Raw genomic sequence first — 17793 nt, 5'->3', positions numbered from 1 at the left:
GGCTCCCGGAGGCCCGGGGTTCAGCGGGCGGGGGTTCAGCGGGCGGGGGCCGTGACGATCCGGTCGATGTGGGCGAGGACGGCCCCGGCGCCGTCCTCCGCCGCCATCAGCCCGGCGACGGCGGCCGCGCGCCGGCGGACCGGCTCGTCCAGCGCGGCCGTGATCGCGGCGGCGAGCCGCTCGGCGGTGAGCTCCGCGAACGGCACCGGCTCCGGGGCGACGCCCAGTCGGTGCAGCCGGGCGGCCCAGAACGGCTGGTCGACCATGACGGGCACCGGTACGGCGGGGACCCCGGCGCGCAGCGCGGCGCCGGTGGTGCCGGCCCCGGCGTGGTGGACGACGGCGGCGGTGCGGGGGAACAGCCAGTCGTGCGGGAGGTCGCCGACGGCGAGGACGCCGTCGCCCGCCGCCGCCAGTCCGGCCCAGCCCGCCTGGACCACCGCGCGCACCCCGGCCCGCCGCACCGCCGCCGTCACCAGCTCGCCGAGCCGTTCGCCCTCGTCCGGGGCCATGCTGCCGAACCCGACGAACACCGGGGCCGGACCGGCCTGGAGGAAGTCGACCAGTTCGGCCGGCGGCTGCCAGTCCAGCGGGCGGGCGGGCCACCAGAAGCCCGCGACCTCGACCGGGGCCGGCCAGTCCGCCGGACGCGGAAGCAGCAGGGGACTGTAGCCGTGGACGACCGGCCGGGAGCGCCCGAGCGGCTCCGGCCCGGGCGAGGCGGCGCCGGGCGACGTGGTGCCGGACGAGCCGGTGCCGGGAAGGCCGAGACGCTCGCGGAGCCGGGACACGGCCCCGGAGAACAGCCGCTCCGCGCTCCGCAGCCGCTCCTGACCGGCGGCGAGGTTGCCGGCCGGCCCCAGGTCCCCGGTGCCGGCCGGGCCGGGCAGCGGGAACGCGGCGGTGGCGAACGCGGGCGTGAGGTACGTACCGAGCACCGGCACGCCGAGCGCCTCCCCGGCCGTCACGCAGAGCGGCGCGGGGGCGAACGCGGTGAGCAGCAGGTCGACCCCGCCCGTCACGGCGTCCGCCACGCCGTCGGCGAGCCCGTCGACGAAGGCGCGCATCAGGGCGCGGGTCTCCTCCGGGGAGGTCGCGCGGGCCCTGCGGAGGATGAGCTCCTTGGGATCCCCCGGCAGCGGCCGGTACTCCAGGCCGCAGGACTCGATCAGCGGGGCGAAGGTCGGATGGGCGAGCACGGCGACCTGGTGCCCGGCGGCCACCAGGCGTCGGCCGAGGCCGGTGAAGGGCGCGACGTCGCCGCGGGAGCCGGTGGTGACGATGAGGATGCGCATGGGGGTGATTCTGCCCGGCGACCCGGCCGACGGGCGCCGAAGCCGGCACTTCGGTCGGGGCGGCGGCCCCTTCGCCGGCCCCTTCGCCGGTCCGGTCTCCGGTCCGCCGCTGACCGGCCGGTTCAAGTCATCGACGGGTACGGCGAGTTGACCGGAGATGAAGACTCCGTACGGGCCTTCCGGGGAGCTCCGGGGCTCGTCATCCTGGTTGGCATGACCAGAACTCTACGCGCGTGGAAGACCCGTGCCGCCGCCGTCGCCGTGCTCTCCCTGGCCACCCTCGCACCCCTCGCGGTCGCCTCCGAGGCGCAGGCCGCGGTGAGCGGAAAGGTGTGCGTCTCCGCCCTGCCGTCCCAGGCCCGGACCACCCTCGGACTGATCGCCAAGGGCGGCCCGTTCCCGTACAGCCAGGACGGCGTGGTGTTCACCAACAAGGAGGGCGTGCTGCCCTCCCAGCGGTCCGGCTACTACCACGAGTACACCGTGGTCACCCCCGGCGCGCCGACCCGCGGCACCCGCCGGATCGTCACCGGCCAGCGCTCCCACGAGGACTACTACACCGGCGACCACTACGCGACCTTCCGCCTGATCGACTTCGGCTGCTGACGCCTGCTGACACCGTCTCCAATGCTCCGGGCCCCGACCGGTTCACCCGGTCGGGGCCCGGGTACTCGGGACCCGTCAGCGCCCCGTCCCCGCGTGGACGACGGCGAGTTCGGCGGCGCCGAGCTCGAAGGCGCCGTGCCACGCCCGTACGGCCTCCGGCAGTTGAGCCGCCGGGCAGAACGCGGTGACGTGCAGGTCCGAGGTGGAGATGGTGTCCAGCTGCACCCCGGCGGAGGCCAGGGTCTCGGAGCAGGTCGCCAGGATGCCCGACTGGGAGAGCAGGCCGGTGCCGACGAGCGAGAGCTTGCCGACCCGTTCCGTGTAGTGCGGGTCCTCGATGCCGAGTTCCCGGCAGTGCGGCCGCAGCGAGCGCAGCACGGCCGGTCCGTCCTGCCCGGGCAGCAGGAGCGAGATGTCGGTGGTGCCCGCCGAGGTCCGGGTGGTCTCCTGGACGGTGAAGTGGAGTTCGGCCTCGATGTCGGTCACCACCTGGAGGACCCGGTTGGTGAGTTCGGGGGTGTCGGGCACGTCGCTGAGCGTGATCCTCGCCTTGGAGGCGTCGTGGGCCACGCCGACGACGTTGGAGTACTCGGCGGACGGCGCGGTCGCCGCGCCGGTCACCATGGTGCCGGGGCTGTCGGTGTAGGAGGAGCGGACCCGGATCGGGACCCCGTGCCGGCTGGCGTACTCCACGCTGCGCGGCGCCAGCACCTTGGCCCCGTTGACGGCGAGTTCCCGCATGATGTCGTAGTTGACGCTGGAGAGCAGCCGGGCGTCGGGGACGATGCGCGGGTCCGCGGAGTAGACGCCGTCGACGTCCGTGTAGATCTCGCAGAGGTCCGCTTTGAGGGCGGCGGCCAGCGCGACGGCGGTCGTGTCGGAGCCGCCCCGGCCGAGGGTGGTGATGTCCCCGGTCTCGCCGCTGACCCCCTGGAAGCCCGCGACCAGGGCGATCGCGCCCCGGTCGAGGCTCCGGCGGACCCGGTCGGGCTGCACGTCGATGATCCGCGCCCGCCCGGCCGTCGGCGTGGTGACGATGCCGGCCTGCGCACCCGAGAACGAGCGCGCCTCGGCGCCGAGGGACTCGATGGCGATGGCCATCAGGGCGTTGGAGATCCGCTCACCCGCGGTCAGCAGCATGTCCAGCTCGCGCGGCGCCGCGTTCTCCGTCAACTCACCTGCCAGGTCGAGGAGTTCGTCGGTGGTGTCACCCATCGCCGAGACCACCACGACCACGTCGTGACCGGCCCGGCGGGTGGCCACGATGTGCTCGGCTATCTGCTTGATCCGCTCCGTGCTGTGCACGGAGGATCCACCGTACTTCTGCACGATCAGGCTCATCTGCTCAGACCTCCGGTTGAGTGGCTTGCGCGGTGCGGATCGCGTCCAGCAGGATCGAGCAGGCCGTGTCCACGGTCGCCTCGGTGACGTTGAGCGGGGGCATCAGCCGGACCACGTCGTCGTCGCGGCCGCCGACCTCGACGATCAGCCCACCCCGCAGCGCGGCGCGCTGGACCTCGGCGGCGAGGCGGCCCGCGGGGCGGTGGTCCGCGGGGTCGGCGAACTCGATGCCCCAGATCAGGCCGCGCCCGCGCACCTCGGCGACCCACGGGTCGTCCAGCAGCGGCTTGAGGCGGTCCGCGATCTGCTCGCCGCGCCGGACCACGTTGCCGAGGACGTCGTCGCGCTGGACGATGCGCACCGCCTCCACCCCGGCGGCGAAGGCCAGTTGGTTGCCGCGGAAGGTTCCGGTGTGGGCGCCGGGCGCCCAGGTGTCGAGCTCGGCGTCGTAGATGATGAGCGCGACCGGGGCGCCGATGCCGCTGAGCGCCTTGGAGGCGATGATGACGTCGGGCTCGATGCCGTACTCCTCGAAGGCGAACCAGGTCCCGGTGCGCCCGCAGCCGGTCTGCACCTCGTCGACCACCAGCGGGATGCCCAGCTCCCGGGTCAGCGCGCGCACCCGGCGGGCGAAGTCGGCGGTCGCGGGGACGATGCCGCCCTCGCCCTGGATCATCTCCATCACCACGGCGGCGGGCAGCGGCACCCCGCCGTTGGTGTCGTTCAGCGCCCGCTCCAGGTAGCTGACGCAGTTGGTGGAGCAGCTGTCGGGGGTCAGACCGACGGGGCACCGGGCGCAGTAGGAGTACGGGAAGAAGTGCACGCCGGGGACGCCGTTGGGCACCGGGCGCTTCTGGGAGACCAGGCCGGTGATCGCCATCGCGGCGTGGGTGCTGCCGTGGAAGCCGCCCTGGAAGGAGATGACGTCGCCGCGCCCGGTGGCGGTCTTGCACAGCTTGAGGGCCGCGTCGACGGCGTTGGCGCCGGTGGGCCCGCAGAAGTGGATCTTCATCCGGGACCGCATCGACTCCGGCAGCATGGAGAGCTGCGCCTCGACGAACTCCTCCCGCACCGGGGTGGGGAAGTCCAGCCCGTGGGTGAGCACGTCGAGCTGCGCGGTGATGGCGGCCACCAGCTCGGGGTGGTTGTGGCCGAGCGAGAGGACGCCCGCGCCCGCCAGGAAGTCGATGAAGACGTTGCCGTCCACGTCCCGGACCAGGCTGCCGGACGCCTGCTCGATGGCGATCGGCAGCCGCCGGGGGTAGCTGCGGGCGTTGGACTCGTAGTCCTCCTGTCGGGCGAGGAACTCGGCGGAGCGGGGCCCCGGCAGATCGCCGGTCACCTGCGGGCCGGTCAGTGCGTCGGGTTGCTGGAACGTGGTCACGAGAGCCTCCGTGGGTGGGTGGAGTGCGGGGAACGGGCAGGGCGAGGTGGTGTTCTCGCCGCGTGCGCGGCTGTGGCGGGATGCCGCCGCGGCCAGGGCCGGGCCGGCGAGGGCTCGGCCCTGGTACACCGCGCGGACGTGCGGGTCAGCAGCGGCGGCCGGGGATCCCGCGCCACTTGGTCCGGGGCGGCAGGTGCTCGCCCTTCATCACCAGGGACATCGCGTCCAGGGTGGTCTCGGCGCCGACCTCCGCGTCGTAGAGGACGACGCACCGCACGCCGACCGAACTGGCCGGTCCGACCACGACCTTGGACATCTTCATGACCCGGTCCTCGAAGAGGTGGGTCTGCAGCGAGGTGAACTCCCCGACGGCCGCGTCGTCGCCGACCTCGACCAGGTCGAACTCGGTGAGGTAGGTCGTGTTGAGCCAGACCCGCCGCCCGATCCGGGCCCCGAACAGGCGCATGACCCAGGACGCCAGGGGGGTGCCGGTGAGGTAGTTGAGCAGCGCGGGCACCACGAGGTTCTCGAACAGCCCGGTGATCAGCTCGGTGCGCCGCACCCAGACGCCCCACAGCGGCTCCACCCGGGCGCGGTAGCGGCCGATGACCAGCCACTTGAGGAGCACGACCAGCAGGGTGGCGGCGATCCCGACGCCCAGCAGCAGGGCGGGGCCCAGCAGCAGGAGCAGCAGGGGCGAGGTGGTGCGGCCCAGCTCGACGCTCGCGTACAGGGCGCCGGCCACGGACAGCGCGGCGATGGTCGACGGGAGGGTCACCCGGAGGTACTCGATGGCCAGTCGGGCGGCGATCAGGCCCGGGCTGGGGTCGTAGGTGTACTTCGGCGGGAAGTTCTGGCTCTCCTCACGCCGGGGCAGGAAGATCGCCGGCGAGCCGAGCCAGGTCGTCTCGGGGTCGATCGGCTTGCTGGGCGCGATGGAGTGCACGCCGAGGAGGCTGTTGTCGCCCATCCGGCAACCGCCGGGCAGCATCCCGCCGTTGCCGATGAAGCTGCGCTTGCCGACCTCGGCCGGGGCCAGCGAGATCCGGCCGCGGTGGAAGACCGCCGGGGCGACCACGCTGACGTCGGCGACGAAGCTGCGCTCGCCGATGATGAGCATGTCCGGGTCGACGAAGCTGACCGTGGCGACCTCGGACCAGCGCCCGGTGCGGGCACCGAGCAGGCGCAGGAACGGCACCAGGTAGAGCGTGGAGTAGAGCGAGTGGGTCAGGGTCAGGCTGGTGGTCAGGAGACCGTCGGCGATCCACTTGCGCACCCCGAAGCCGCTGCGCTGGGCGTAGATGCCGGCCCGGGCCCGGGGCAGTACCGCCCGCTTGACCAGGACCACCAGGGTGCAGGTGGTCAGCACGAACAGCGGCCCGGCCGCCAGGGTCGACAGCAGTGCCCAGCGCGGGCCCTCCTCGTACCAGACCCAGCCGATCAGGGCCGAGCCGGTGGCGGCGATCACCAGCGGCACCAGGATGAGCGCGAGGGCGCCGACGGCGTAGCCGAGCAGCACCCCCAGCGGCCAGGGCCGTTCGTCCGGCTGCTCCGCCATGGTCTGGAGCACGGGCGGGGTGGCCTCCTGGGCGCGGGAGGGGGAACCGGCCCAGTGCTCGCCGGCCGGCACGACCTGGTCGGCGGCGATCAGGGACTGCTCGCCCACCGTGGCGTTCTCGCCGAGCACGGCACCGGGCAGGACGACGCTGTTGGTCCCCACGCAGCTGCCGGTCCCGAGCCGGACCGGTCCCAGCCGGAGCCAGCCGTTCTCGACCGCGTAGGACTGCACCCGCGCCCCGTAGCCCACGCTCACGTGGTCGCCGAGCTCGACGAACCGCGGCAGGGCGAAGGGGGCCGACACGTGGCAGCCGCGGCCGATCTTCGCGCCGAGCAGCCGCAGGAAGGGCGGCAGCAGCGGCGAGCCCGCCAGGAGCCCGACGGGCGAGGTGGCCATCACCTTGCCGTAGAGCCAGAACCGCAGGTAGGTGACGCCCCACAGGGGGTACCGGCCGGGGCGTACCCGGGCCAGCAGCAGCCGGCAGCCGACCACCGGGACCAGCAGCACGTCCAGCAGCAGCCAGCCGATCTCCAGCGGTACGAACTCGCCGTACGACAGGTGCGCGAGGTAGCCGAGCGGGCCGCCGGTGCCCACGCCGGGCGTCGGTTCGTTCCAGGTGACCAGCAGCCGGTAGAGCAGGACCAGGGCCGGCAGCCCGAAGACCAGCAACCAGCTGTACAGGATGGTGACTTGGGCCACCCCGCAGGCGGCGACCCGAAGCGTGGAGTGCTTGCGCGGCGCCGGCCCCCGGACCTGGTCCGGCTTCGCTTCCGCGGCCTCGGCGGCGGAGCTGTCGATGAACTTGGCCAGGGCGCGCACCGTCGGGTGCGCGTAGAGGTCCGCCATGGCCAGGTGGGTCAGCTCCGGTCGACGGCGCAGGGTGGACATCAGCCTGGCCGCCACCATCGAGTGGCCGCCCAGGTCGAGGAAGAAGTCGTCCTCGACGGAGAGCTGCTTGGTGCCCAGGACCTCCTGCCACACGGTGGCGAGCTGACGCTCGGTCGCGGTGACGGGGGCGGCGTGCGGTTGTGCGCGCTTGGCCAGCGGGGGAGAGGTGGGGGCGGGCAGCGCCTTCCGGTCGACCTTGTCCGCGGCCAGCAGCGGGAACTGCGGCAGCACCTCGACGAAGGCGGGGATCATGTACGCGGGCAGTCGGCCGCGCAGGGTGGTGTGCAGGCGCTCGCGCAGCGCCTCCTCGTCCGTCGCCCCGCGGTCCGTCAGCGTGACGTAGCCGACCAGGTCCTGGACGACGCCGTCGTGCTCGCGCGGGATGACCACGGCGTTCTCCACCGCCGGGTCCTCGCGGATCACCTCCTCGATCTCCGCCAGCTCGATCCGGTAGCCGCGGATCTTCACCTGGGTGTCGATCCGGCCCATGAACTCGATCTCGCCGGTCTGGGTCAACCGCCCCAGGTCGCCGGTGCGGTAGATCCGGGGGAACTCCTGCCGGTCGCGTGCGACCGGGTTGACGACGAACTTCTCCGCCGTCAGGTCGGGCCGGTTGAGGTAGCCGATCGCGACGCCGGGCCCGCCGATGCAGATCTCCCCGCTCTCGCCCTCCGGCACCGGGCGCAGTTCCTCGTCGAGGATGTAGACCCGGTAGCTGGGCAGCGCCTTGCCGATCGTGACCGGTCTACGGGGTGAGAGCTCGCCCCAGGTGGCGCTGACCGTGGACTCGGTCGGACCGTACACGTTCAGGAAGCGGCGACCCGGGCGGGACCACCGTTTGACCAGGTCGGGCGGGCAGGCCTCGCCGCTGACCAGCAGGCTGCGCAGGGTGTCGATCTCCGCCTCGATGGTGGTCAGCAGGGTCGGCACGCAGCACAGCACGGTGATGGCCTGCTCGATCAGGAAGGTGCCCAGCCCCTCGCCGACGCGCTGTTCGTTGGTCGGCCCCGCCACCAGCGTGGCGCCGACCACCCAGGTCGGCCAGATCTCCTCGACCGAGAAGTCGAAGGCGAGCGACAGCCCCTGGTAGACCCGGTCCTCCTCGCGCACCTGGTAGATCGGGGCCACGGACTGCAGGAAGTTGACGATGCTGGCGTGCGAGACGGCGACGCCCTTGGGGCGGCCGGTGGTGCCCGAGGTGTAGATGACGTAGCAGACCGACTCGGAGTCGATCGCGGTGTCCGGGCGTTCCCCGGACTGCGCGGCCACCTCGGCCGCCGACTTGTCCAACTCCAGGACCTGGCAGGGCAGATCGGGGGTCCGGTGCCGCATGGCCGAGGTGGTCAGCAGCACGCACAGCCCGGCGTCGCCGGCGATGAACTCGACCCGGTCGGCGGGGTAGGAGGGGTCCAGCGGCACGTAGGCGGCCCCGGACTTCAGGACCGCGAGCAGGGCGACGTAGCTCTCCTGGGATCTCTCCAGCAGGATCCCCACGCTCTGCCCGGGGCCCGCACCGCGCTGTTGCAACAGACGCGCGAGCCGGTTGGCCCGGCGGTCCAGCTCGGCATAGCTGAGCGAGTCGGGACCGCAGCTGACCGCAATATTTCCCGGCACCCGGTCGCAGGTCCGCTCAAAGTACTGGGCCAGCCCCCGGACCCGGGGAAGTTTCCACTGATCCAGAACCTCCGGATCGTCCGACCGATTGCTTGGTGTACTGACTGTTGATGCCGATTCCACTTCTGGCATAATCCCTCACATCCACAAGAGAACGAGAGCGATGGCGGTAGCCATTGAATTTGACAAGAGATTTCGTTGGGCAAATATTTGGGGAATATTTGCAAACGATTTGCCCTAGGCATGACAAGCGTGCGGGGTGCTTCATGGCGTCCATGGAACTGCAGGTCAACCATGGTCTGAGCCGAGCCGTTCCGGTGTCGGATGCTTCCCGTTCGCCGGAACGTCGAGCCGTGCATTCCCCCGTGCAGCCGCGGCGGTGTCGCGGTTGTCAGTAGCCTCGCCCCGGCGGGCGGTGACCGGCCGGTCCGCCCGTGCGCAGCGAAAGTTCCGATCATTCCCAGATCGGTCTGCTAACTCATTGGACCTTATGTCGCTACTCACGGACACCGCAAGGCCGATCGGTCCACTCAGCGGATTCTCATTTAACGCGAACGGCCCCCGGAGGGCGGCTCCGCCGATTGCCCCGGACCGGCTCCGGCGCATTGTTCGTTTCAAACCGATTCCAGACCCGGGGAGAGAAGGCCTGGTAGGGCATGCCCTTGTCAACTTTGGTCAAGAATTGCCGGGCTCCGGGGCGCGGGTGCTCGCGGTCCACTGCGCCCGCGCGCGCCTCCGTGCGGCGTCGGCGTCACTGTTCACACCCCGTTCATCGGGGGCCGGGGCCTGGGGGTGGCGGTGGTGCGGTGCCGGTCACGCAGTAGGGTCGGCGGCGCCGTTCGCACCCTCCGGGAGGAACCCCGTGCCGCAGATCCTGGTCGACCACTCGGCCGAACTCGCCCTCGACCACGCCGCGCTGGCCGCCGAACTGCACAAGGCGGTGACCGAGGTGATCGACACCACCCTGCCGGAGTGCAAGACGCTCTTCCGCCCGGCCGCGCGGCACACCGTGGGGGACGGTGCGAGCGGAGAGGCCCTGGTGCTGGTGGAGTTGAAGATCCTGGCCGGACGGACCACCGCGATGCGCGCCGAACTGACCGCCCGGGTGCTGGAGGTGCTGCGCGCGCACCTCGCCGGGCCGGCCGCGATCGGCGTCCAGGTCACCGAACTCGACCGCGACACCTACCGTTTCGTCCACCACGCCGGGCGCTGAGGGCCCGGGCCCTTCGCCGGCGCCTCTGCCGGTCCCTCCGCCGGCACCTCCGCCAGCCCCGCGTCGGCTACCGTCCGGTCGGACACCGACGGTATCGTGGCAGGCCGCGAAGGGGGGAAACCGATGGTGAAGGCAGCAGCGGGCGACGGAACGGGTGGGCCGGAGCAGCAGCGGGAGCAGGGGGAGCGCGCCTCGGCCATCGCCCGTCGACTGGACCGGTTGATGGCCCGTGAGGCGGCCCGCTCCGGCGGACGGCCCCCGGCGTACCGCGAACTCGCGGACCGGATCAACCGCTTGGCGGGCCGGGACGTGATCTCCCGTGACACCGTCCGCAACCTCCACCTCGGCCTGAACCAGCAGGGCAAGGCCTGCAACCCGACCGTGGACACGCTCGACTGGCTGGGTCGGGGCTTCGGGATCGGCGCGGGCGCGAGCTACTTCCTGGACGACGCCAAGGCCGCCGTGGTCGACGAGCAGCTCGACCAGCTGGAGCGGGCCGCCGAGTTGCGGCAGGCGCTCGGCAACGACGGGGTGGTCAACCTGGTCACACGGGCCTCCGCGCTCTCGGACGGCAGCCTGCGGGTGCTGCTCTCCCTCGCCGACAACCTCCGCAAGCTCGAACAGGACGCCGCTGGGACGGACGTCGCTGGGACGGGTGCCGCCGGGACGGGCGCCGCCGGCCCGGGCCCCGTCGGCCAGGGTGCCGCCGGGCAGCGGCCGGGCCCGACCGCCGGACGATGAGCGGGAGCGCCGCACCACCCCCCGAATTTGCTCCAGCCCGCCCCCGTCCCGAAGGAACACCCCCGCCTTGGCCTTCCCCCGTGGCCTGCGCCGACGCTGCGAACAGCGGCTCTCCGGCCTGAGCCTGCCCACCCCGTTCACCGTCGAGGGCTTCCGCGCCGCGCTGGAACAGGAGCGGGGCCGCCGCATCGTCATGGAGCCGCTGCCCGCGCTCGGTCCGGACCTGCCCTGCGGGCTGTGGATCGCGCTGCCCAGCATCGACGTCGTCTACTACGAGGAGCGCACCAGCCCCGCCCACCAGGACCTGATCAAGCTGCACGAGCTCGGTCACGTCCTGTGCGGCCACACCGGCACCCTCGAACTCTCCCGGCTGACCGCGCTGCTGCCCGATCTGACCCCCGAACTGATCGCCCAGCTGCTCGGCGCGGGCCGGACCGGCTACCACAGCGCCGAGGAGCAGGAGGCCGAGATGATCGCCCTGCTGCTCGCCGACCTGGCGGGCGCTCCCACCGACCCGGACCCGGACTCCGGCCACCTGGCCGAGAGCCTGTTGCACCCGATACGCCGGCCCCGGTGGAGGAACCCCTGATGCGCCCGCTGTTCACCTGGCTGATGCCCACGCTGATCTGGGGCGTCGTGCTCTGGCGGGTCCCCACGGCCCTCACCACCCGGGCGAACCGCGCGCTCTGGGCCGGTTTCGCCGCGATGGCGCTCGGACTGAGCTTCCGCCCCGCCTTCGTCGAGCACGCGCTGGGCGAGCTCACCGGCATCCGGGACGTCACCCAGCTGCTGAAGCACCTCGCCGGGTTGGCCGCGGCGTACTTCCTGCTGGAGTACGTCCAGGCGGTCCGCCACCGCGTCGAGCGGCCGGGTGCGGCCCGGGCCCGGCTGGTCGTCATGCTGGCCGCGGGCGTCGCCCTGACCCTGCTGTTCGTCTACGCCCTCCCGCACGACGCCGACGGCGCCTTCGGTATCGACGCCCACTACGGCCACCTCGGGGTCAAGGTCTACCTGTACGTCTTCAACACCGTCTTCGCGCTGGCCAGCGCCCGGGCGATGGTCCTGTTCTGGTCGAAGCGGGCCGCCGTCCCGCGCGGGGCGCTGCGGACCGGGGTGAGCTGTCTGACGGCCGGCAGCGCGACCGGCCTGGTCTACACGCTCTACCGGTACCAGTTCATCCTGGTCCACGGCGACGCCACCGAGTTCGACGCCCAGGGCCGGCCGGTACCGATCCAGGACCTGCTGTGTGAGCTGCTGCCCGCGGTGATGCTGGTGCTGTTCGTCCTCGGCGTGGTGATCCCGCCGGCCGGGAGGCTGGTCGGCCACCTGCGGGACCAGTACGCGCTGTGGCGGCTGCACCCGCTCTGGGCGGACGTGACGGCCGTCGTGCCGCACGTGGTGCTGGGCACCGCGAGCAGTCGGCTGCGCGACCTGCTGATCGGCCGTGACCGCTCGGTCGAGCTCGCCCACCGGGCCTTTGCCATCCGGGACGCCGTCCTGGTGCTGCGCGAGGACACCCCGGTCGCCGACCCGGACGGGGGCGTGGACGGAGGCGCGGACGGGGGCGCCGGTGTCGCACCGACGCCGGGCGGCGGGGACGAGGACCTCGCCCGGGTCGAGGCCCGCTGGCTGCGCGCGGCCGTCCGGCACCGGGCCCGGGACCTCCCCGCCCCGGCGCTGCCCGCGGCCCTGGTCACCACCACCGGCGGCCGGACCCCGCGCGAGGAGATCGCCTGGATGCTCGCCGTCGCGGCCGCGTACCGGCAGGTGGGCGAGGAGGAGACCGCCCGCTGACGGGTGGCCGGCCGTCCGCGACTGTTTTCGCCAGTCAGTCCCGCCCGGGAGGTGCGGTTTTCGCTGTTTGGCGATTATGATCGTCACCGCAGTGGGGGAGCTCGCCGAGGCCGATCGGGGGGTCGGGGGATGCGCGGCACGGACAGCAACGGTGTTTCACCGGGGGACGTCGGAGGGGACTCCCGGTGGCGCCGCCGGACGGTCCGTGACACGGGCTGGAGCCGGCGGAGCGCGCGGAGCGTGCGAAGTGGTCCGACGGGCCGTCGGCGCGGGGGAGCGGTCGTGACGACCGGCTGCTGACGGCCCGTGGGGGAGCGGCGCTCCGGGCGGCCGCGTTCCCGTCCCACGGGGGTGGGCGGGGGCGCGGCGCCCCGGGGCTGTCCGGACTGTCCTGGGCCACCCTGGGCCGTCCGGGGGTGAGTTCGATCACGCGACCGGGGGCGGTCCTCCGCCGGACTCCAGTACAGCGCCCTGTGGGGAAGGTGAGGCGCGGGTGAGGGGTTGGTGAGGCCTTGTCAAGGACTGGACAAACGATCAGGCTGAGCGTCCAGTTCCACCCACCCTCACTGACAACTTGAATAACGGAGACCTGATGTCCCGCGACATCGAAGCCTCGACCGACCCCGACCGGCAGCGGATACGCCGCGTCCGGCGGATCCTCCACGCGATGACCGCCGTCGCCGTCCTCCTCTCGGCCGCCGTCGGCGCCGAGGCGATGGCGGCCTCGCCCGCGGACGCCCCGAAACCCCTCTCGACCGCCGATCAGGAACACGGCATGCGGGCAGGCACGCCGTTCCAGGATCCGCCGGTCGCCGAGACGGGCGGCACCCGCGACCCGAACCTGACCATCACCCTGGACGCCGGCCGCAGCCGCTACCAGATCTCCGGGCGGGAGGTCTACGGAGCCTCCTACACCGGCTCGTACGTCGCCCCCACCCTGCACGCGGAGCCGGGCGCGACCGTCACCGTCCACCTCGTCAACCACCTGCCGGTGGCCACCAACCTGCACTTCCACGGCCTGCACGTGTCGCCCGAGGGGCAGTCCGACGACCCCTTCCTGTGCGTCGAGCCGGGAGCCGAGACCACCTACCGGCTGGCCATCCCCGCCGACCACGCCCAGGGCACCTTCTGGTACCACAGCCACGCCATGGGCACCAGCTGCCCGGCCCCCGGCGCCGCGGCCATGCCCGACATGGGCGCCATGACCGGCGACGTGGAGAACCAGATCTTCGCCGGCCTCTCCGGCGCCCTGGTCGTCGGCGACGACCGCACCCTGCTCCCGGCGGCGCTACGGCACGTCACCGCCCACACCCTGGTGCTCAAGGACGTCCAACTCGACCCCGCCGGGCACATCCTGCAGAACACCGACACCACCTCGATCAACTCCGACGACCCGACCGTGCGCCTGGTCAACGGCCAGCTGCGGCCGGTGCTGTCGATGCGGCCGAACGAGACCCAGCTGTGGCGCCTGGCCAACGCCGGGGCCGACATCTTCTACCAACTCCAGCTCGACGGCTACCGGTTCACCGTCGTCGGCGAGGACGGCGAACCGGTAGCCCGGGTCACCACCGCGGACCGCCTGCTGCTGCCCCCGGGCAAGCGCTACGACGTCCTGGTCACCGCCGGCGCCCACCCCGCCCGGACGGTCCTGCGCACCACCGCCTACAGCAACGGTCCCCAGGGCGACGCCTACCCGGACACCGAACTGGCCGCGATCAAGATCGCCGGCAGCGCGGTGCACCGACTCCCGGACGTCACCGGCGCCATCCCGACCGCCCCGGCGGACCTCGCCGCCGAACCGATCGCCCACCGGCGCACCGTCGACCTCGGCGAGAGCGCCGACGGCAACACCTTCTACCTCAACGGCAGCCAATTCGCGGCGGGCACCCCGGCCTTCACCACCCCGGCCAAGGTCGGCACCGTCGAGGAGTGGACCATCGTCAACCACTCCGGCGAGGACCACCCCTTCCACCTCCACACCAATGCCTTCGAGGTGCTCTCCGTCAACGGCACCGCCCAGCCCTACACCCACCGCCAGGACACCGTCGTGGTGCCGCACGCGACCGACGGCGGCCCCGGCAACGTCGTCATCCGGGTCGCCTTCGCCGACTACCCGGGCAAGTGGATGTTCCACTGCCACATCGCCGCCCACGAGGACCACGGCATGATGGGCTTCATCGACGTCGTCCCGTAGCCGGGGCCTGACCTGCGGAACCACCGTCAACTTCATTCGCGGCATGGGGGACGTTCTGCAAGGAATGCGAACACCCCATGCCGCGTTGGTCCGAGTGCCCCCGGCCGGCGCCACGCTGGTGGTGGCGGCGTACCGGGGGCGAACGGGCGCCGGGGGGCTTTGCGTCGAGAACATGGTGCAGCGTTCAATGACCCGCCCGGCGGTCCGTCAGGACCAGTCCCACTGCGGCTTGCCGTCGTAGTCCTCGCTCTCCGCGTCGATGTTGCCGGTCTGGTACTTGCCCTTCTTGGGGAGGGCGAAGACGTACTCGTGCCGGTCGGCCGCCGCGGCCTCCATCTTCTCCGGGACGCTGTGGTAGCCGAGCGCGTAGAAGTTCTCGGACGGGCTCCACTTGTTGTAGCAGTGGATGGCGTTCTGCTTCTTCTGCAGGTGCTCGTCGGGGATGTCCAGCACGTAGGCGGCGCCCCTGCGGCGGTCGCTCTCCGCGAAGTCGTAGGCGTAGACGAAGTTGAAGCGCACGTCGGTGAGCACGCCGTCCCACGCCAGCTCCACGGCCGCGTCGGTGATCGCCTTGTGGGTCCGGGTGACCTCCAGCCAGCCCGCGGTGAACTTGTGTGAGGCTCCCGGGTACTGGTCCGCGAGGGACGCGATCTTCGACTTGACCGTCTTGGTGAACTTGTCGAAGGCGTTGCCGGGGTTGTACACGGTGTCGGGGATCTTCCAGTTGATCACCTTGTCGACGCCGAGGGCCTTCGCCGAGGCCATGAACTCGGTGGTCCGGCCGGGCACGACCATGGCGTCACCGTCGGTCGGCCAGTCCACCCCGTGGCGGCCGTGCGCCGCGCACCGGCCCGAGGGGCGCAGCCTGCACGACCAATCGATCTTGGTCGTCTTGGTATCGTCCTTCCACTTCCACTCGTTCATGATCTCCGCCAGCTGGTTGTTCTCACCCCGAGTCACCAGCACCAGATACACGGGCCGTCCGGCCGCCTTGTGCTCCAGGATCGACCCGGCCAGGCCCAGCGCCTCGTCGTCCTGGTGCGGCGAGTAGAAGATCGCCGGCTTGGAGGCGGCCGAGGCCTTGCCCCCCATCAGGCCGGTGCCCAGCAGCGTCGCCCCGGCCATCGCGCCCGCCGTCAGCAACCGCCGCCGGGACAGGCCCGCGGGTGCGAGGTCCGCCAGCGCGGCCTCCGGCCCGCTCCACCGGGCGGGCCCGAACCCCGGCCCGGCGTCGCCGGTGGAAGCGGAGAGATCGAGGCGGTGGCGGAAATGACGATCGGCCATGGGCAGGCTCCTTGGACAGCGGCGCCACCGGGGGCGGCACGGGAAACGGGCGTCGAAGGTGACGGCGGACGAACCACCAGGTCACACCCACGACACTACGGAGCGCACCGTCACCAGGCGTCACCCATCGGAACGGGGACCGCACTCCCGCACCCACCCCGGACCGGGACCGTGCTCCCGGGCACCGGCCCGCCCATCGGCGGCGGCATCGGCAACGGTGGGGGCGGTGCGCCGAGCCGTCGTCGCGGCCGACGGAGTCGTCGATCGGGCAAAGGTCTTGACTCTCGGGTGGCCTGAGGGGGCACAGTCGGGGCCGTGGACAGAAACCTGCTGCCGATCGGGCAGTTCTCCCAGGCCAGCGGCCTCTCGGTCACCGCCCTGCGGCACTACGACGCCTGCGGCGTGCTGGTGCCGACGTACGTCGACCCGGTGAGCGGCTACCGCTACTTCCGGCGCGACCAGGTGCGCACGGCGCAGGTGATCAGGGCGCTGCGGCAGCTGGACATCCCCGTCGAGGAGGTGCGCCGCCTGCTCGGCGGCGGCCGAGAGGAACTGGCCGCCGCCCTGCGCGAGCACCTGCGGGCGGCCGAGCGGCACCTGCACGCGCAGCGCTGCGCTGTCCACGGCCTGTTGAGCCGACTGACCGAAGGAGTAGGCATGACCCACCACGTCACCGTCCGCCAGGGCAGCGCCGAACGTATCCTCGTCCGCGCCGCGAGCGTGGACAACACCGGCCTCGGCGCTTTCCTCGCCGGCGCCTACCGCGAGGTGTACGAGGTGGCCGGCCGCGGTCCGCTCACCTTCACCGGGCCGGCCTTCGTCCGCTTCCACGGGGTGTGCGACGACGAGAACGAGGCCCTCGTGGAGGCCTGCCTGCCGTTCTGGGACCAGGGCGCCCAGCCCGCGGACCTGCCCGAGGGCATGAGCGTGTGTGAGCTGCCCGAGACGGCGCTGGCCTGCACCCAGGTCGAGGGAGCGGACGCCGGGTTCCCGCACATCCTCGGCGCGTACGACGCCGTCGCCGCCTGGATCACCGAGCACGGCTTCGCCTTCGCGGGCCCGGTCCGGATGATCTACCGCCGGTGGACCGGGACGCCGGACGACCCCGGCAACCGCCTGGAGATCGCCTGGCCGATTGGCGAACCCACCGCCGACTAGGGGGCGGTCTTCAAGGACGCCATCGGGACTCCGGCTGCAGGGCACCTGCTGTTGCTCCGGATCGGCAGGCCACAGCGGTCTGCGGTCGACCGCCGTCGGTGGTACGGTCTGTGCCTTGATAATCCCAAGTCTCTTTCGATTAAGGGAACTTGGTGGTTGAAGCTCAGTGCCGGGGGGCGCTTTCTTGTGGGGAGGGGAGCTTTGTGCACGAGGTAGAGGCTCGGCGACGGGAGTTCGTCTCGGAGGTGGCCCGGCGGGCCGTGGGTGCCGTCGCCTCGGAGGAGTCGGTGTTCTTCGAGCCGCTGGCCGCGCAGTTCGTCAAACGCGGCGAGTTGCCGCGCGAGCGGCGATACGCGGATGGGATCATCGCGTCGGGGTGGGACACTGCGGTGGTCTTGATCAGCCCGGTGGCGCTGGCGCTGGCGAACTCGCTCTGCAACCGGCTGTTGGACAACGTCAGTGACGAGGTCCTCAAGCGCGGCGGACACGGACTGCGGCGCGCCTGGCGCATGCTTCGTCGCGCGGACCGTCCGGCCGGTCCGGCCGAGGTGCCGGACGTTTCGGCGGGGGCCGTCGCACTGCGGGACCAACTCATCAGCACGGCAAGGGAACTGGGCGTTCCGGAAGAGAAGGCAACGCCGCTGGTGGACGCGCTGCTCGCGGCGGCCGAGGATCTGCCGGCGCCGGGCGGACCGGCGAGCAAGGGGAGCGGAACGGCCTGAG

General features: G+C 72.2%; 13 protein-coding genes. 8 read left to right on the top strand and 5 right to left on the bottom strand.

Annotated elements, in window-relative coordinates; all coding sequences use genetic code 11:
* Positions 1 to 35: 35 nt before the first annotated feature.
* Entirely contained in the window at positions 36 to 1295 is a 1260-nt protein-coding gene (locus tag ABTZ03_RS01235; protein WP_350510752.1) for a glycosyltransferase, read from the bottom strand.
* A 213-nt stretch (positions 1296 to 1508) separates the two neighbouring features.
* Between ABTZ03_RS01235 and ABTZ03_RS01230 the strand changes: the two genes are divergently transcribed.
* The gene (locus ABTZ03_RS01230; RefSeq protein WP_350510751.1) at positions 1509 to 1901 is read left to right on the top strand and encodes a ribonuclease domain-containing protein; all 393 of its coding nucleotides are present in this window, start codon (positions 1509 to 1511) and stop codon (positions 1899 to 1901) included.
* Positions 1902 to 1976: 75 nt separating this feature from the next.
* On the opposite strand, the gene ABTZ03_RS01225 is transcribed toward ABTZ03_RS01230, so the two are convergent.
* From ABTZ03_RS01225 to ABTZ03_RS01215, 3 genes are all read right to left on the bottom strand, one after another.
* Complete coding sequence (locus ABTZ03_RS01225; protein ID WP_350510750.1) at positions 1977 to 3242, bottom strand: aspartate kinase; 1266 nt, start codon at positions 3240 to 3242, stop codon at positions 1977 to 1979.
* Positions 3243 to 3246: 4 nt separating this feature from the next.
* Positions 3247 to 4626, bottom strand: coding sequence for an aspartate aminotransferase family protein (locus ABTZ03_RS01220; RefSeq protein WP_350510749.1), 1380 nt, complete (start codon positions 4624 to 4626; stop codon positions 3247 to 3249).
* Between the two features lie 145 nt (positions 4627 to 4771).
* Positions 4772 to 8719 carry a Pls/PosA family non-ribosomal peptide synthetase gene (locus ABTZ03_RS01215; RefSeq protein WP_350510877.1) on the bottom strand — a complete coding sequence of 1316 codons (3948 nt, stop codon included), beginning with the start codon at positions 8717 to 8719 and terminating at the stop codon, positions 4772 to 4774.
* Positions 8720 to 9548: 829 nt separating this feature from the next.
* Here ABTZ03_RS01215 and ABTZ03_RS01210 point away from each other — a divergent pair.
* The 5 genes from ABTZ03_RS01210 (at position 9549) to ABTZ03_RS01190 (ending at position 14628) form a co-directional block, all read left to right on the top strand.
* A complete protein-coding gene (locus tag ABTZ03_RS01210; RefSeq protein WP_350510748.1) occupies positions 9549 to 9899 on the top strand; it encodes an isomerase in 351 nt (116 codons plus the stop codon).
* Positions 9900 to 10022: 123 nt separating this feature from the next.
* Complete coding sequence (locus tag ABTZ03_RS01205) at positions 10023 to 10640, top strand: hypothetical protein (RefSeq protein WP_350510747.1); 618 nt, start codon at positions 10023 to 10025, stop codon at positions 10638 to 10640.
* 67 nt (positions 10641 to 10707) lie between these two features.
* Positions 10708 to 11229: a regulator component gene (locus tag ABTZ03_RS01200; protein ID WP_350510746.1), complete on the top strand. Its 522-nt coding sequence runs from the start codon at positions 10708 to 10710 to the stop codon at positions 11227 to 11229.
* Positions 11214 to 12434 (top strand): MAB_1171c family putative transporter, encoded by a 1221-nt coding sequence (locus ABTZ03_RS01195; RefSeq protein WP_350510745.1) that lies wholly within the window; start codon positions 11214 to 11216, stop codon positions 12432 to 12434. The genes ABTZ03_RS01200 and ABTZ03_RS01195 overlap by 16 nt, the downstream gene beginning before the upstream one ends.
* A gap of 592 nt (positions 12435 to 13026) precedes the next feature.
* Positions 13027 to 14628: a multicopper oxidase family protein gene (locus ABTZ03_RS01190; protein ID WP_350510744.1), complete on the top strand. Its 1602-nt coding sequence runs from the start codon at positions 13027 to 13029 to the stop codon at positions 14626 to 14628.
* A gap of 207 nt (positions 14629 to 14835) precedes the next feature.
* On the opposite strand, the gene ABTZ03_RS01185 is transcribed toward ABTZ03_RS01190, so the two are convergent.
* Positions 14836 to 15912 carry a PIG-L deacetylase family protein gene (locus ABTZ03_RS01185; RefSeq protein WP_350510743.1) on the bottom strand — a complete coding sequence of 359 codons (1077 nt, stop codon included), beginning with the start codon at positions 15910 to 15912 and terminating at the stop codon, positions 14836 to 14838.
* A gap of 315 nt (positions 15913 to 16227) precedes the next feature.
* Between ABTZ03_RS01185 and ABTZ03_RS01180 the strand changes: the two genes are divergently transcribed.
* Positions 16228 to 17070, top strand: coding sequence for a MerR family transcriptional regulator (locus ABTZ03_RS01180; RefSeq protein ID WP_350510742.1), 843 nt, complete (start codon positions 16228 to 16230; stop codon positions 17068 to 17070).
* Positions 17071 to 17330: 260 nt separating this feature from the next.
* A complete protein-coding gene (locus ABTZ03_RS01175) occupies positions 17331 to 17792 on the top strand; it encodes a hypothetical protein (RefSeq protein ID WP_350510741.1) in 462 nt (153 codons plus the stop codon).
* Position 17793 lies beyond the last annotated feature (1 nt).

This window comes from Kitasatospora sp. NPDC096077, from assembly GCF_040303245.1.
GTDB lineage: Bacteria > Actinomycetota > Actinomycetes > Streptomycetales > Streptomycetaceae > Kitasatospora.
The sequence above is the reverse complement of the archived record's forward strand: the minus strand, read 5'-3'. Positions and strand labels throughout refer to the sequence as shown.

Bases quoted from the DNA above. Each gene is read 5' to 3' on its own strand.
- ABTZ03_RS01235 (WP_350510752.1), bottom strand. From the start codon at position 1,295: ATGCGCATCCTCATCGTCACCACCGGCTCCCGCGGCGACGTCGCGCCC.
- ABTZ03_RS01230 (WP_350510751.1), top strand. From the start codon at position 1,509: ATGACCAGAACTCTACGCGCGTGGAAGACCCGTGCCGCCGCCGTCGCC.
- ABTZ03_RS01225 (WP_350510750.1), bottom strand. From the start codon at position 3,242: ATGAGCCTGATCGTGCAGAAGTACGGTGGATCCTCCGTGCACAGCACG.
- ABTZ03_RS01205 (WP_350510747.1), top strand. From the start codon at position 10,023: ATGGTGAAGGCAGCAGCGGGCGACGGAACGGGTGGGCCGGAGCAGCAG.
- ABTZ03_RS01190 (WP_350510744.1), top strand. From the start codon at position 13,027: ATGTCCCGCGACATCGAAGCCTCGACCGACCCCGACCGGCAGCGGATA.
- ABTZ03_RS01185 (WP_350510743.1), bottom strand. From the start codon at position 15,912: ATGGCCGATCGTCATTTCCGCCACCGCCTCGATCTCTCCGCTTCCACC.